Source organism: Carnimonas nigrificans ATCC BAA-78, from assembly GCF_000526695.1.
GTDB lineage: Bacteria > Pseudomonadota > Gammaproteobacteria > Pseudomonadales > Halomonadaceae > Carnimonas > Carnimonas nigrificans.
In genome coordinates this window covers 272,668-287,578 of the sequence record NZ_JAGO01000012.1, presented here as the reverse complement: position 1 = coordinate 287,578, position 14,911 = coordinate 272,668, and the positions used below count along the sequence as shown (strand labels likewise).

The 14,911-nt window shown below is 54.4% G+C and carries 17 protein-coding genes; 4 read left to right on the top strand and 13 right to left on the bottom strand.

Translation table 11 applies throughout. From position 1 onward, the window contains the following. Positions 1 to 726 precede the first annotated feature (726 nt). Both L881_RS0107345 and L881_RS0107340 read left to right on the top strand, forming a co-directional pair. The gene (locus tag L881_RS0107345) at positions 727 to 1,125 is read left to right on the top strand and encodes a DUF4878 domain-containing protein (RefSeq protein WP_025733054.1); all 399 of its coding nucleotides are present in this window, start codon (positions 727 to 729) and stop codon (positions 1,123 to 1,125) included. Continuing rightward, positions 1,104 to 1,715 (top strand): YiiX/YebB-like N1pC/P60 family cysteine hydrolase, encoded by a 612-nt coding sequence (locus L881_RS0107340; RefSeq protein ID WP_156926519.1) that lies wholly within the window; start codon positions 1,104 to 1,106, stop codon positions 1,713 to 1,715. Before L881_RS0107345 ends, L881_RS0107340 begins: the two co-directional genes overlap by 22 nt. A 119-nt stretch (positions 1,716 to 1,834) precedes the next feature. Here L881_RS0107340 and L881_RS0107335 read toward each other — a convergent pair whose 3' ends face one another. The 7 genes from L881_RS0107335 to ltnD all read right to left on the bottom strand — a co-directional run bounded on the left by L881_RS0107335 (position 1,835) and on the right by ltnD (position 8,102). Continuing rightward, the gene (locus tag L881_RS0107335) at positions 1,835 to 2,080 is read right to left on the bottom strand and encodes a hypothetical protein (RefSeq protein ID WP_025733052.1); all 246 of its coding nucleotides are present in this window, start codon (positions 2,078 to 2,080) and stop codon (positions 1,835 to 1,837) included. Between the two features lie 40 nt (positions 2,081 to 2,120). Further along, a complete protein-coding gene (locus tag L881_RS0107330) occupies positions 2,121 to 3,392 on the bottom strand; it encodes a hypothetical protein (protein WP_156926518.1) in 1,272 nt (423 codons plus the stop codon). A gap of 205 nt (positions 3,393 to 3,597) precedes the next feature. Continuing rightward, a complete protein-coding gene (otnC, locus tag L881_RS0107325; protein WP_025733050.1) occupies positions 3,598 to 4,233 on the bottom strand; it encodes a 3-oxo-tetronate 4-phosphate decarboxylase in 636 nt (211 codons plus the stop codon). Positions 4,234 to 4,343: 110 nt separating this feature from the next. After that, complete coding sequence (locus L881_RS0107320; RefSeq protein WP_245587944.1) at positions 4,344 to 5,168, bottom strand: DeoR/GlpR family DNA-binding transcription regulator; 825 nt, start codon at positions 5,166 to 5,168, stop codon at positions 4,344 to 4,346. Beyond that, the gene (gene otnI, locus L881_RS0107315) at positions 5,135 to 5,920 is read right to left on the bottom strand and encodes a 2-oxo-tetronate isomerase (protein WP_025733048.1); all 786 of its coding nucleotides are present in this window, start codon (positions 5,918 to 5,920) and stop codon (positions 5,135 to 5,137) included. Before otnI ends, L881_RS0107320 begins: the two co-directional genes overlap by 34 nt. Positions 5,921 to 5,925: 5 nt before the next feature. Continuing rightward, positions 5,926 to 7,188, bottom strand: coding sequence for a 3-oxo-tetronate kinase (otnK, locus tag L881_RS0107310; RefSeq protein WP_025733047.1), 1,263 nt, complete (start codon positions 7,186 to 7,188; stop codon positions 5,926 to 5,928). Further along, entirely contained in the window at positions 7,185 to 8,102 is a 918-nt protein-coding gene (ltnD, locus tag L881_RS0107305; RefSeq protein ID WP_025733046.1) for an L-threonate dehydrogenase, read from the bottom strand. Before ltnD ends, otnK begins: the two co-directional genes overlap by 4 nt. Positions 8,103 to 8,352: 250 nt before the next feature. Between ltnD and L881_RS0107300 the strand changes: the two genes are divergently transcribed. Continuing rightward, positions 8,353 to 9,567: an MFS transporter gene (locus L881_RS0107300; RefSeq protein WP_025733045.1), complete on the top strand. Its 1,215-nt coding sequence runs from the start codon at positions 8,353 to 8,355 to the stop codon at positions 9,565 to 9,567. Here the strand turns inward: L881_RS0107300 and L881_RS0107295 are convergent. Continuing rightward, positions 9,559 to 9,891, bottom strand: coding sequence for a helix-turn-helix domain-containing protein (locus L881_RS0107295; RefSeq protein WP_025733044.1), 333 nt, complete (start codon positions 9,889 to 9,891; stop codon positions 9,559 to 9,561). The two genes, L881_RS0107300 and L881_RS0107295, sit on opposite strands and share 9 nt — an antisense overlap. A gap of 184 nt (positions 9,892 to 10,075) precedes the next feature. On the opposite strand from L881_RS0107295, the gene mntR reads away from it, so the two are divergent. Beyond that, positions 10,076 to 10,483 (top strand): manganese-binding transcriptional regulator MntR, encoded by a 408-nt coding sequence (gene mntR, locus L881_RS0107290; RefSeq protein ID WP_025733043.1) that lies wholly within the window; start codon positions 10,076 to 10,078, stop codon positions 10,481 to 10,483. 144 nt (positions 10,484 to 10,627) lie between these two features. On the opposite strand, the gene L881_RS0107285 is transcribed toward mntR, so the two are convergent. The 5 genes from L881_RS0107285 to dnaQ form a co-directional block, all read right to left on the bottom strand. Continuing rightward, on the bottom strand, positions 10,628 to 11,413 hold the full coding sequence (locus L881_RS0107285) for an alpha/beta fold hydrolase (RefSeq protein ID WP_025733042.1): 786 nt from the start codon (positions 11,411 to 11,413) through the stop codon (positions 10,628 to 10,630). Positions 11,414 to 11,545: 132 nt separating this feature from the next. Next, on the bottom strand, positions 11,546 to 12,190 hold the full coding sequence (locus L881_RS0107280) for a 7-cyano-7-deazaguanine/7-aminomethyl-7-deazaguanine transporter (RefSeq protein ID WP_025733041.1): 645 nt from the start codon (positions 12,188 to 12,190) through the stop codon (positions 11,546 to 11,548). A 70-nt stretch (positions 12,191 to 12,260) separates the two neighbouring features. Beyond that, complete coding sequence (sohB, locus tag L881_RS0107275; protein ID WP_025733040.1) at positions 12,261 to 13,304, bottom strand: protease SohB; 1,044 nt, start codon at positions 13,302 to 13,304, stop codon at positions 12,261 to 12,263. Between the two features lie 45 nt (positions 13,305 to 13,349). Beyond that, positions 13,350 to 14,147, bottom strand: a complete 798-nt coding sequence (gene nudC, locus L881_RS0107270; protein ID WP_025733039.1) for an NAD(+) diphosphatase — start codon at positions 14,145 to 14,147, stop codon at positions 13,350 to 13,352. Continuing rightward, a complete protein-coding gene (dnaQ, locus tag L881_RS0107265) occupies positions 14,140 to 14,895 on the bottom strand; it encodes a DNA polymerase III subunit epsilon (RefSeq protein WP_025733038.1) in 756 nt (251 codons plus the stop codon). The genes nudC and dnaQ overlap by 8 nt, the downstream gene beginning before the upstream one ends. Positions 14,896 to 14,911 lie beyond the last annotated feature (16 nt).

Genomic DNA, 14,911 nt, shown 5'->3' with positions numbered 1-14,911 from the left:
GCTGGATTTTGTGGCTTCTTTTTCATTTTAAAATTTATACCGTTATCTATATGCGTTTCAAACTTCAAAAAACAATCCAAACCCGTTATCAGCAAGCACGAGATAAGCCCTGAAAAAATGACGGAAATTACTAACCGGCTCAGTTATGAGACGTTGATATCCTCAATGAACGAGAGCTGAGAAGCTCGCCTAAAACCCACGCCCACGCGCAAATATTCCACGGAGTTAGAGGAGGGGAAGGGGCGTTTGACAGGGGATATTGCAGAACATATAAAAACACGGTGTTTCATGACTTGGACGAGAAAAGAGAATTGAGAAGATATATCGCCGCTATTCTTGCCTCATGTCTACTGCTGCCTGGCTGCGCCTCATCTCAGGGGGATAGCTCCGAAAGCCAAGGATATGCGAGCACGCCTGAGAGCAGTAGTTCTTGCAGTGATGGAGCCACGTTGGCCCGTAGGGTGTACTTGTCGCTTATGGTCTTTACCGCCGTCACCGATAGCCACAACGGAATGTTTTATAATTCCAACCAGCAGTCCAGTGGATGCAAATGGTGAGAGATCACTTCATCGGTTATACGGCAGGCAAAATGGGTAACCCACTATATCTATTATCAAGTAGACCTCGCCTCAAGACATAAGGCTCCACTTTAGTAGACCACTACAATTCTCATACCTTGAGTCTGCTAATATCTCAGGCGGATTCACTGAAAATTCAAGGGAAATCATGAAACGCCAAATCCTTTATCCGTTCGCCCTGTTTTTGACTGCGGCAATGCTGGTCGCTTGCTCTGGAGGGAAACCTGAAGAAACGGTTGATGCGTTTTACCATACTACTGCTGATGGCAATGTAGATGATGCCGTCAAGTTGATCTCATTCTCAGGAGTGGGAGCCAATGAAATGGTGCAGGCCAAGGGTAAGGTTCAGATGGTTGTGGGCGAACTTCATAATCGCATAGAAGCCAATGACGGCCTGGATACGGTGGAAACCGTAAAATCCGAGACCAGCGAGGACGGGCAGAAAGCGATGGTGAGCAGCAAAATCATCTTCGGTAATGGCAAATCCATGAATGAGAACGCCAGGCTCATCAAAGACGATGGCAATTGGAAAATCGTGCTCCAATAAGCATGCTTCCCCGACTGCTGCCGGTAGCCTGGTTATTGGGCCAGTGGCTATTTTTCTCCAGTCCTTCGTGGGCGGCTCCGTTGTCCACGGCAATGTCTGGTGATCTTATCTTCCGCGAAGGCACGGAACCTGTCAGCGAAGCCGTGCTATCTGTTGATAAGGGGCGTTTCAGTCACGTTGGGATGTTGTTCAAGGATGGCGATGCCTGGAAAGTCATTCATTCCACACCTGCCGAAGTACAAGGCAGGGCCGATGGCGTGGTCATTGATTCGCTTACCTTCTTCATCAGTCCCGATCGAGCCCGCCAGTGGGAGGTCTTCCACGTACAAAATGTCACACAGGAAGAGCGCAGAACTGCCGTGGAATGGGCCGCTGATCACAAGGGAACGCCTTTCACTATTCTTGGAAATCGTGGGCTGTACTGTATAACACTGGTATATGAGGCGTGGCAAGCTGCTGGCGTAGACCTGGGCGTGAAACTCACACACCTGCAAGTACCGCTAGCGAGCGGTGACTTCCTGCTTCCAAGTGGACTGCTTCAATCATCTCGCCTAAAGCATGTGGAGATGAAGTTTCCTGAGGGTAATTGAGTAACAAGGCCATCTACAATAACTTTGTCACGCGAAGAACCCTCAAAGCTCAAAGGCTCCAAGAGGCAAAGCTCCACTTCGCATAATATATATTATGTTAAATTGCAGCATCGAAAACACTAAAGGTGCCCCATCAAGAAAATCCCGTAACCTTTGATGCGCGTTCCCTCCAAAAGCTTTCTCCCATCGCTAACAGCTATAAGCTCTTCCTCGAGCACATCTGTAGTCGGCGCACGATTAAACAAGAAAATCGTCACCTGCGCGGTGACGTTGGGATGATTCAAAAACATGTCACTGAAAAACGCCTGCCCGTCCTCGTCGGCCAGTACCGCGGTCGGCGTTGTAGCAATGGTGCAGGTATCCATGCAGTAAGTCTGATTAAAGCCATACACCTTGCATATTTACCTAAAAAGGAATGTCTCCATTTTTTAGATTGTTAATATAAACATTATTTTCTTCAAACTGAGAAAAAAGCTCATCTAAATTATGATAAAATCCACCATCATCTACTTTGAGAATATGGTTAAAAATAACTCGAGAAATGACAGATTGAGGCTGATCATAATCTCGTTTGAAACGGGTTACGTCCCATTGGTTCGCCACAGCCCTCTCAGTGTATTTTGAGATGCCGCTAATGACCTGATTGCTAGCATGAGGCAGTCCATAGGATTGCCCTTGCCGATATCTGTCTGAAACATGCCTCAGCTGATTTGAAATAATCCAGCAGACCTGTGAAAGGGAGAAGTGTGACAACGCCTCTTTTAATGCGGCAATGGTTTTCTCACCCTCACGTTCTGGGAACCCTCGACGGCCTAATTCAAGATTGAGATAGGCTAACGCTTCCTCTAAGACAACCCTTCTGCCTAGGTGTAGGATGCCACCCCACGAAGATTCACGAAACTCTCTCATGGAGACATAATTGTTCAGCCATGAGTACGCTGCTGCCAGGTCGACACTGTCCGTTAAAGACATAGAGACCCCCACTTCCCAGGCGACCCCCAAGGGATAATAGCGTTTCTCCCCTTCAGGTGTGACTATCAAAGACTCGGATGGGCTGCGAGGGGATATTGTTATTATATCAACTTCTTGAAGTTCATTTAATAATTCCACTGTGAATTGGTCAGATGGAGTTAGTGCGTCAATTGAATTTTTATTTATTGGGTCGATATATTCGAGCGCTTCGCTTCCAGAATGCTTTATCAAGGCCAGTAAGACAATAGAATAATAGCCGGGCAAAACATCAACAGAGGTGGTGTGCTCACGGAGATCATTAACCCTAACTTCCAGCTCTGCTCGGTAGCACTCAATACGTTCATTGGCCAGAGCTTGTTCAACGGCCTTTTTCTTTTCTTGTTCGGCTCGGTCAGCTTCTAAGCATTTGGTGCAAGTAAAGTCCCTTGGTTTATTGCTAGTGACTCCTAGGCTTGATATAGGCATGTCAGAACGAACCCTTGCCATGTATGGGGAGGAACAACGTTGGCAGAGTCGAGTGCTATCAAGCACGTAAGAAGATTCTTTAACTAATTGGGATAACTTATAAACTGGCAAGCCATAAAAATGAGCAATTTCGGAAACCGTACTTTTCCAACTACCCCGTGAAGATAGCATCCAGTATTTTGAGCAAATTTCGATAATATCGTCATCATTACTAGTAAAGTGTACAGTTAACTGCTCCATTGTGATCCTACCATCAAGAAATATGGTGCTAGCTTACTCCGGTTAACAGAGTAGGTAAAACCGCTGTGGGCTGGAATTTTATCTCAGCTGGTACCTGATTAGCTGCAATTTGAGCGTCACCCATTTGAGCCTGCCTTCCTGCACTCTCACTGGCGGCAACCTGCCCTCGTTGCCGCTGCTGGTTCCGAAATCACAAATGATGCTGCTACCCAAACGTTTCTAAAAGATCGTTAATATCGTCTTCGGACAATTCGTTGACCGGGTGATCTTTCAGCACAAATGCCAGGCGGGCGCTCTCTTCCAGCTCTTCTGCGGCGTTGACCGCGCTTTCAAGGGTTGCGCCGGCAATCACCGGGCCGTGGTTGGCTAACAGCAAGGCGCGGTGAGTTGACGCCACGGAGCGAATACTTTCTTCCATACCAGGATCGCCGGGGCGGAAATATGGCACGACCGGTAGCGCGCGGCCCACTCGCATAATGAAATACGGGGTTAGCGCCGGCATGGGCGCTTGTCGCTGGTCCTGAGTGGTCAGACAGCTCATTGCGGTGGCGTAGGTAGAGTGAAGGTGGACAACGGCGCCCTCTTGTGGCCGGGTCTCCAGCATCGCGCGGTGCAGAAATACTTCCTTGGTGGGCTTATCTCCGCCGATATGGTTCCAGTTGCGATCGAGCTTGCTGATACTGTCGGCGTCAAGCCTGCCCAGTGATGAGTTGGTGGGCGTCATCAGGAAGCCATCGTCGAGCCGCACGCTGATATTGCCTGCGGTACCGACCGAATAGCCGCGTTCAAACAGACTTTTGCCGAGCATGACCAGCATCTCGCGCAGTTCGTTTTCGCTCATGTTCAAGACTTTGCTCCAAATTCATTAAGGTGCAGGCAGAATTTCTGCTGAGAACTCCCGTTTGAGTGGCGGGATAAGTCGAAATTTACTAGTGCTGGTCATTCCGATATTCATCGGGCCACTTCAAGTGCGTTGGTTTCAATACTGTTAGTGAGATGTAGCTGAACGCCCTGCTGGATGATGAGGTCGCGGGCGCTTTGCGGCAGTTCGCTATCGCTGACTACATCGGTCAAGCGGCTGAGCGGGAGCGCGCAGAAGGCTGAGAACATGCCGTATTTGCTGCTGTCGGTGACCAGTACGCGCCGATGCGAGCTGTCGGCGATGGCTTGCTTGACCGCTACCTTGGATTCGCTGGGGGTGGATACGCCGCGCTGATCGAAGGATGAGGTGGAGATAAAGGCGAGATCGAAATTAAAGCGGCGAATCATCTCGGCGGCGGCGCTGCCAATACACGACTGGTTTTCGCGTTCGACCATGCCGCCTGTATGCCACAGCTCGCAGTGAGTCTCTTTGGCAATAAAGGCAGCGGTAACGAAATCATTGGTCACGATGGTCAGGTCGCTGCGATTGACCAAGTGATGGGCAATCTCCAGGACCGTGGTGCCCGCATCCAGATATACCGTCATATTGGGGCTGAGCAGGCGGGCGGCCAGCTCGCCGATAGCGCCTTTCTCTGGCGTATGAAGCTCGCTTTTATCAAGATGCGAAGGCTCCTTGAAAAGCCGTCCGGCCAACTGAGCGCCGCCGCTGACGGCCACCACTCTGCCCTGCTCTTCCAGCACCCGAATGTCGCGCCGGATGGTCATCGACGATACATCGAGCAACGATGCCAGCTCCACTGTGGTCACAATGCCGCGATGCAACAGCAGATTGATGATTTCAGTCTGGCGTTTGGCTGGAATCATGGCGCAGCGCTCCGATGCTTCGATAGCCATTCAAGCCCCTCTTCGGTACGCCCGCGCGGGTGATATTCACAGCCAATCCTGCCGCGATACCCCTGCTGATCCAGTTGCTGAAACAGCCATTCAGCATTCAGCTCACCTTCATCGGGTTCGTGACGATCGGGTACCGACGCTATCTGCACATGGCTGAACCGGCCCTGCATTCGCTCCATCAACCGTGTCAGATCTCCTTCCATGATCTGCGCATGATAAAGATCGAGCTGAACCGCGACATTGGCACGATCTACCTGCTCCAGAAGGCGCACCGCTTCCTGCTGATGAGAGATAAAGTAACCGGGCATATCGCGCTGATTAATCGGCTCGACCAGAAGCGTGATGCCATGTGGAGCAAGTCGGTCAGCGGCATAGCGGAAATTATCAATGAAGGTGCGCTGGCACTGTGCACTATCCAGGCCGCGTGTTATTCCCGCCATGGCGTGAAGCTGCTGGCAGCCCAGCGTCTGCGCATAATGGAGCGCTTTTTCAACGCTCTCTCTGAACTCCTGCTCTCTTCCAGGAATGGCCGCCAGTCCGCGCTCACCGGCTTCCCAATTGCCCGGCGGAAGATTGAACAGCACCTGCGTCAACTGATGCTGAGTTAATTCATGGGCGATCTCTTCGGCATCGTGCGCATAGGGAAACAGGTATTCAACAGCGCTAAACCCAGCTGCCGCGGCCCGCCCGAAACGCTCCATAAAAGGCACTTCGGTAAACATCATGGTGAGATTGGCAGCAAAACGTGGCATATCCATCAATCCGTATTCTGGTCGGCGATGCGTTGTGCATCGAAAAAGAAGATATCGGCGCCGAAGTTTCCCGATTTCAACGCAAGAGATTTGCTGTGATCGAGGGCTTTTACCCACGGCACCCCTGGCGCTATCTGAGGGCCGATAATGAAGCCGTTGATGCCCAGCGCCTGTGTGACCGCACCCGAAGTTTCGCCGCCGGCAATAATAAAGCGGCTAACGCCGGTATCGGCGAGCGCGGCTGCCAACGCGCCGAAGAGCGTTTCGATTCGTTCGCTGGCGTGATGAGCACCGTAACGCTCCTGCACCTGTTTTAACTCCGCGGGCGGCATGGTGGCGTAGATCAGCGGTGCGTGAGGAGTATTGGGCTGGCGTGCAAACCAATCGACCAGTTCATTGACGTAAGCCGTTAAATCTTCTGCCATGGCGCGATCGGGTGCTATCGCCAGCGATGCCACACTATCCCGATAGGCGGTTACCTGGCGGTTGGTCATCTCTGAGCAGGAGCCTGCGAGAATCACGGTGCTTCCCGCATTCGGAGCACCGGCCTGTTCAGCGTTTGGCCGGCCTTCCCAGTGGCGCGTCATACCATCTGCAAGACCGGAGCCACCCGTGACCAGCGTAAGCCCATCAACGGCTTCACCTATTGTCTGCAAATGCCGGTCATTCAAGGCATCCAGCACCGCGTAACGCTTGCCCTGCTGCTTCAGCGTGCTCAACTGCGCACGTACTGCCTCAACGCCCTTTTCAACCTGATCGACGGTGACATTACCCGCCTGACCGCCCGCTTGCCCTTCCATCACCCGCATCAGATTGGCATCTGTCATGGGTGTCACTGGATGGTGACGCATTCCCGACTCGTTCAGCGGCACGCCATTAACGAAGAGATAGCCCTGATAGGTGGTGCGTCCATTGACGGGAAGTGCCGGGCAGATCACCGTGAAGGACTCACCCAGCGCCTCCAGCAGTGCATCGGTAACAGGCCCGATATTGCCTTCTGCCGTACTGTCGAAGGTGGAGCAATACTTGAAGAAAAAGCGCTGACAGCCATGAGTTTGTAGCCACTTCAGCGCCGCGAGACTTTGCTCAATGGCGCGCTGTGCAGAACATGAACGGCTCTTCAGGCTAATAACGACAGCATCGGCTTCAATATCGACGGGCGCTTCAGGGACACCATTGAGCTGCAAGGTGCGCAATCCGTTATTGACCAGAAAGCCGGCTACATCAGTGGCACCGGTAAAATCATCGGCAATGATTCCTAGCGTCATGATGATTTGCCTCCCTTTTCAGGCAGCGTAATACCGGCAAAAGTCTTGATAACGGCAGCGTCGTCTTCCTTTCCAAAACCGGCATTGGAGGCGTTGGCGAACATCGTGTAAGCAGTGCTGGCAAGTGGCAGCGGAAAGCGCAGGTTCAAGCCGGTTTCATTCACCAGCCCCAGATCCTTGACGAAAATATCCACCGCTGAATGCGGCGTATAATCGCCATCAAGCACATGCCGCATACGGTTTTCAAACATCCAGCTATTGCCCGCTGAGCTGGTTACCACCTGATACAGCGCTTCCATAGAAATATCCGCGCGACTGGCGAGCGCCATCGCTTCAGCCGCGGCGGCAATATGTACGCCTGCCAGCAGTTGATGAATGATTTTCACGGTTGCGCCCTGCCCGATGGTGGTTCCGACGCGATGTACGTGCGCCGCGATCGCCGTCAGGACTGGCGAAAGCTGCTCGAATACCTGAGGCTGGCCCGCGGCCATGACCGAAAGATCACCACTCGCCGCCTTGGCTGCCCCACCAGATACCGGCGCATCCAGCACATGCAGTCCCTTCTGTTCCAGCTCGGCGGCAATGCTGATGGCATCGTCAGCGGCCATGGTCGATGAGAGCATCACCGCGCTACCGGCGGAGAGCCGCTCTGCCAGTCCGCCTTCTCCAAACAGCACCGCACGGCACTGATGTGCGTTAACCAACAGCATCACTACTGCATCGAGCTGCGCGGCCACGTCATCATTGATGGCGGCTCCTGCGTAGGTGGCGCCTGTAGCCATCAGCTCCTCGCAGCGCTGCTGGTCAAGATCAAGCCCGTAGGTATCAAGGCTGGCCGCCACGCAGGATTTGGCTACCCCTGCTCCCATGGAGCCTAAGCCCACGACCAATACCCGGTATTCTGACTGAGACATTGCACGCTACTCCCACACCGACATCAGTGCGATTTCATGAATAATCAAAAAGTAACAAATATTATGATAAATAATGTTACTTCATGATCGTTATCGGCAACTGAACTTTGGTTTCTAACACTAAAGGAGTGTTATGAAGGTGGCGCGATGGCTTGACGCTGTTATAAACCACGTTGGATGTTCATCTGAGTGCGATCCCGTTATATGCTGCGGCTATAAAACGACAACGTGACATCTCTGGGAGCAGTAAGTGCAATCTTCGCAACAATTGACTCAGGCAACATCGTTCACTCGCATATTTCCGGTATTGATCTTCAATCTGGCGCTTTATCTCAATATTGGCCTGCCCATGGCGGCCATTCCCCTGTTTGTCAGCCACGAACTGGGATTTAGTGCCGTGATTGCAGGGCTTGCCGTGTCGCTGCAATACATCAGTACCTTCGCCTCGCGCCCTTCCGCCGGTCGCCGTATTGACCGTCGCGGCCCGCGCACATCGGTATTAAGAGGCTTGCTTGTCGCAGGAATTTCGGGAGCACTGCTGTTTGTATCGGATATCACCAGTGCTACCCCTTGGCTGGCGTTTGCCATATTGGCAGTATCCCGACTGGCACTGGGGTGGGCAGAAAGCTGGGGAACGACGGGGGTTATCGCCTGGAATATTCACCGGCTAGGGCCAATCAATACGCCCTTTGCGATCTCGTGGAATGGCGTGTGTTCTTATGGCGGCATCGCTATTGGCGCTGCGGTTGGTCTGATGCTTTATAACCTGCCAGGCGGATTTGGCGGCTTGACCACCATTGGCCTGCTTTCGCTGGTGATGCCGATGGCCTGCTGGTGTTTGTGCAGAACCTATGAACCTGTGCGCCCCGAGCATCATGAAAATGCTCCGCCGTCGGGGTTTCGCGAGGTCTTCAAGAAGGTACTGCCCTTCGGTAATGTTCTGATTACCGGCTCGGTGGGATTTTCTGCGGTGTGGTCGTTCATGGCGCTGGCGTTTGCCGCCAATGGCTGGTCGGGCACCCCTATTGCGCTGCTGCTATTCGGGCTCTTTTTTATTGGTGTCAGAATCTTCTTCTCCGACCAGATCAGCCGCCGCGGTGGTTTTGTCGTGACGCTGGCCTCTCTGGTGGTAGAGGCGTTAGGCACTGCGCTGATCGTACTGTTCTACTCTCCTATCGCCGCCATGATAGGAGCGGCACTGTGTGGAGCAGGCTTCTCGCTGATCTTCCCTGCACTGGGCACTCTGGCCGTCGAGCGCGCCGGACCAGCCAACCGAGCGCTGGCAATCGGCAGCTTCTCGCTGTTTCAGGATTTGGGGATTGCGCTCTCCAGCCCGCTGCTTGGGTTGGTTATCGAAGGCGCTGGCTATCGCTCGATCTATCTTGTGGCCGCTATCGTCGCACTTCTGGGTGCCCTGCTTTGTCATCGCCTCTCCCGTCAGCAGCGCAGTGAGGTGTCACACTGACGCAGGCAATGGATATCCCAGCAGTGCCGCGATCTCTCCGATATGCTGATGAACCCAGCTGGGGTTAATTGCGCCCCAGCTCTCTATTGCGTAGCTCCCCTGATTCTGGCGTTCACCTTCGGTCTGGTGAAAACGGCATCGGATATCGAGCTCGTGCAGGGCGTGGATGGTGTCCTGAGCCGTGCGACGCGGCATACCGCTGAGTGACGTAATGGCTGGCACGCTGGCGATGTTTTGCTCGATCAGCCAGGCGACGTACAGCCTGCGATAAAAGCTGGTGCGGGTCTTGCTGGGCGTCGAAGAGGTCGAAGAGAGAGCTGTCATTGCGACACATCATCCTGTGCTGAAGTTTGTTCGTGCCTGTTGATGCTTATGGTTTCGTAGAAAAACACGACAGGCATGCCATAAATAATTGGACGTTATTGCGCAGATTAGGCCGCTCGCCTATCGAAGAACAGCCCCATATGGTAGTTTCACCACTTTATGATTGAAGAGAATTGCTAAGCTCATGGAATCGCTTCCTCACCACGAACACTTTGACCGCGTTCGTCAGGATCATCAGCGCGAGCTGGTCGAAGACTATGTAGAGGAAATTGCTCATCTGCATCATCAGCTTGGGGAAGCGCGCGCCAGCGATCTTGCCGAGCGCTTTGGCGTTAGCCCAGCCGCTGTCTCGAAGGTGGTTGGCAAGCTCAAGCGCGATGGGCTGGTCAACGCACGCCCCTATCGCGGTATCTTTCTGACCGAAGAGGGTGAAACCCTGGCCGAGAAGGTTGCCGCCCGCCATGAAGTTGTGCTGGAAGTGCTGCGCCAATTCGGGGTGCCCGAGGATATCGCGCGCGCTGACTCCGAAGGAATCGAGCATCATTGCAGCGACGAAACCGTTACCGCCATGAAGCGTTTTCTCAAAGGGTAAGGGTTTCGCTTACTGCGACGTACTGGACGTGAGGCGGTGGAGGCATGCCCTCGCCTTTCTGTATGTCCTGTCTGTATTTTCTGTAAAGTTCTTCACTGTTCGGCGACCTATTGCAGCGTCGCCTAATGGCTTTGAAGGTACAGGCTATTCACTTCCCAAAAACTGATCTACCGCAGCCTTGAATGACTTGAAGTCCTGCGCGTGTACCCAGTGACCGGTATCAAGAGTGACAACCTCAAGCCTTGGGAACAGCTCGCGCAGTGCATCGACGCCCTGATGCGTGGCGTAGTCGGAATCGCGGCCACGAATCAGCAGTGTCGGCACCTCGGCATTGCCTCCCGCCAGAGGCGCAGCAGCAATCTCGGCATAGCCCTCGATAAGCTCATTCAGCCCAACCCGCCAGCTTAGCTTTCCACTGGTGCTGTCGCGCTTGAGGTTGGTCGCCAGAAACTGGCGTGTCGGCAGGTCATCAATATAGCGCTGCATGATCTCATCGGCCTGCTGGCGACTTTCAATGTCAGTGCTCGCCACGGCCTGCATGGCATCAAACTCGCGGCGATGACCGTGCTGGTAGGCAACCGGCGCAATATCCACCACGATCAAGCGCGCCACACAGTGCGGATAGCGCTGCGCCAGCATCATGGCGCTCTTGCCTCCCATGGAGTGACCAATCAGATCGAAGCGCTGAATATTCAAGGCATCCAGGGTAGCAACCACATCTTCTGCCAGCGCTGTATAGCGGGTATCGCGTGCATGGGGCGATGCGCCATGATTACGCAGATCAAGCGCGATCACATGGCGATCGCGGCCAAACGCCTTCAGAGCGCTGCGCCAATTGTCAGCGCTGCCGAGCAGTCCATGCAGAATAACCAGCGGCAGCCGATCGCTGCGCGGCGTGCCCTGCTCAATGTAGTGAAGATTCAACGCCATCTCTGTTCTCTCTTCTTGCTGTGCTCATCGGCGGTGTGTAATAGCGGAAAGCGGGAGTGAATATCCCGCCCCCTTCCTTTACGTCACAGATCAGATCGCAATAGGGAAGACATTACCCAACGCCCCTTCCCTCTATCCATGACCATCCAAACGTCCCAGCATACGCAGCAGCAGGTTGAGCAGTGCGCCGTATAACGGCACGAACAGCAACAGCCCTATTATCAGCTTGATTACATAATCGACGATGCCGATTTCAAGCCAGTGCTGCGCCATAAAGGGATCAGGGCCGCGATAAAACGCTACCGCGAAAAACGCCAGCGTATCTATCAACATGCCAAAAATGGTCGAGGCGGTGGGTGCAATCCACCACTGCGGCAGCCGCCGCAAGCGGTCGAATACCTGAATATCCAGCAACTGCCCGAACACATAGGCGGAGAAGCTTGCCAGCGCGATGCGAGCGACGAAAGTGTTCCATTCCAGCAGCGCACCAAAACCCCGAAATGCGCCCTGCTGCCAGAGCACTGAAATTACATAGGAGAGAATCAGGGCCGGTAGCATGACCTGTGCAATCAGCTTGCGCGCTGAACGCTTGCCCATCAGACGCACGGTCAGATCGGTGGTCACGAAAATAAGCGGAAAGCTGAAAGCGCCCCAGGTGGTATGGAAGCCGGCAATTTCGATCGGCAGCTGAACCAGATAGTTGCTCGCGCAAATAATCAGCGTGTGCAGAATAACCAGCACCGCCAGGGCTCGACGGCGCTGCTGGGAAGGTTCCATCTCAAGGTTCATAAGATTGTACGGCTCGCCGCATTAACCACTGTTATTACCAAACGCGCAACCGCGTGCATTAATGCTTCTCCCAGCTCAAACGTGCCAGACGCTCGAAGGCGCGATCAACGCCGCGCTCAATGGCAGCGCTTGACTGCTTGCCGAGACGCTGTGAAAGGCTGCGCGGTTTTTTAAACGCAATCTCCAGCACTTTGGCCTGCTGTGAAGCACGCTGGAGATACTCCTCACTGGTGCCTACCTCGTCGATCAGGCCGTTACCCACCGCTTCGCTGCCATACCAGGTATCACCGGTGGCAATATCGTCGATGGCGAGCTGCGGACGCCGTTCGCCGACAAACCGTTTAAACAGCGCATGGGTATCCGCCAGATCCTCAAGAAACTTCTCGCGACCTTCCTCGGTATTTTCCCCCAGCATGGTCAGCGTGCGCTTATGTTTGCCAGCCGTCAGCACATCGACATCAACGTCGTTTTTCTTCAGCAGACGATGAATATTTGGAATCTGCGCCACTACACCAATGGAGCCGACCACGGCAAAGGGAGCCGCCACCAGATGATCGGCGCAGCACGCCATCATGTAACCGCCGCTCGCCGCTACCTTATCGACGCATACGGTTAGCGTAAGGTCAGCGTGGCGCAACCGATCAAGCTGGGATGACGCTAGCCCGTAGGCATGAACCATCCCTCCGCCGGATTCGAGACGCACCACCACCTCATCACCCTTCTGGGCGGCCAGCAAAATGGCGCTGATCTGCTCGCTTAGCTCGGGCGTTGCGCTGGCGCGAATATCACCATTGAAATCAACGACCCACACCGCCTTTTTGCCCTCGGCGGGCTGCTTCTTCTGCTGTTTGGCCTTTTGCTTCTCTTCCTTGTCCCACGCCTTCTGTGCCTTCTCTGCTTGAGCGGAAGAGAGGCGAGCCAGTGCCAAACGCTGCTGGCGCTTGCGAAAGTGCTCGCCGCGATCGCGTATCACCAGTGCCGCTTCACGCTCGCCGCGCTGCGATTTCTGGCGTGCAATCAGGCCGATAACAATGCCGATCGCCACTACAATAATGGCCACTTCGGCCACAAAAAGCCCAAAATGATAGAGCCATTCGAGCATGTCGTTCTCCTTGAAAACTCGAACCTTGGTAAACCGTGTCTAACGTTAGTCCTGTATCGCAACGCCGTTGACGAAGGTGTCAATCAACTGCCGGGAAATAGCCCCCGCTTCCGGCAGGCCGGGAAGCTGCTCCGGCTCAAACCAGTCAGCCGCCTCGATCTCGACACCATCTATATGAATATCGCGACTGACCGCCTCGGCGAAGTAGGCAAGCATGAACGAGTGCGGAAATGGCCATGACTGGCTTTTGAAGTAGCGCACCCGGCCAATCTCGACTCCGACCTCCTCCATCACTTCACGGTGGACTGCCTGTTCAGCAGATTCGCCCGGCTCGATAAAGCCTGCCAGCGTGCTGAATCGCCCCTGCTTGAAGCGCGGACTACGCGCCAGCAGCAGTTGCCTGCCGTAGCTGACCAGCGTAATGATGCAGGGCGATTGGCGAGGATAGGCGCGTAACCGGCAGTTGCTGCACACCATGGCCAGTTCGTTGCGATGTTGCTGGGTCGGCTTGCCGCAGCGGCCGCAGAAGCGATGATTACGCCGCCAGTGGTTCACTTGAAGCGCGGTTGAAATCAGCTCGAAGGCGTCTCCCGGAAGCTGATTGAGCCACTCGCGACCACTGGGCCACTCGGGGTGTGTCGCTTCCACCATGGAGAGCAACACTGGCTCTCCTCGCCACTGCCCTAGCGCAATGGCATTGGGCAACGGATAGCGGAGTTCGCCCAGAATGCCTTCACGCTCTCCTGGCGCGATGCCTCCTTCGATATCCACCTGAATATGGCGCGCTCTCTCCAGGTGACGCGCATGGGGCAGAATGCGTTCGAGCTTTACTTGATCAACCATTCAGCTTGTCCCACAGACATTCGCCCCCCGCCTTGCCGCGAAGCTGCTCCAGCTTGGCCTGATGGGCCTCCAGCTCGTCAGCACTGGGGGCAACCACCCGCAGCAGGCCGGGGTCAACCGCCACCTCACGACGCCCCGCCGGGCCGCCTCTCTGCTGGCCGCTGGCGGTGCTTTCTCCCCCTAGCGACAGCGCCGTTTGGCCGCCGGTCATCGCCAGATAAACCTCGGCAAGAATCTCGGCATCCAACAGTGCGCCGTGCAGGGTACGATGGCCGTTATCAATGCCGTATCGCTTGCACAGCGCATCAAGGTTGTTGCGCTGCCCCGGGTGCATCTCACGCGCCAGAGCCAGTGTATCCAGTACACTACAGCCTGCGGCTACCGGGCCAAGTGCCGGCTCGCTGCGCACCTTGTTAAGCAGATTGAATTCATGATCAATAAAGCCGACGTCGAATGACGCGTTGTGAATGACCAGCTCGGCGCCTTTGATAAATTCCCAGAATTCATCGGCGACCTGCGCAAATACCGGCTCCTGCGCGACCCGTTCATCGGTGATCCCGTGGATTTCCATCGCTTCGGGATCAATGGCGCGTTCAGGATTGATGTATTGGTGATAATGACGACCTGTCAGGCGGCGATTGACCACCTCAACGCCACCGATCTCGATCAGACGGTGGCCTTCACTGGTTTCCAGACCCGTGGTCTCGGTATCCAGTACAATCTGACGTTCGTTGTGTGCAGTGTTCATAATGGGTGCATATACT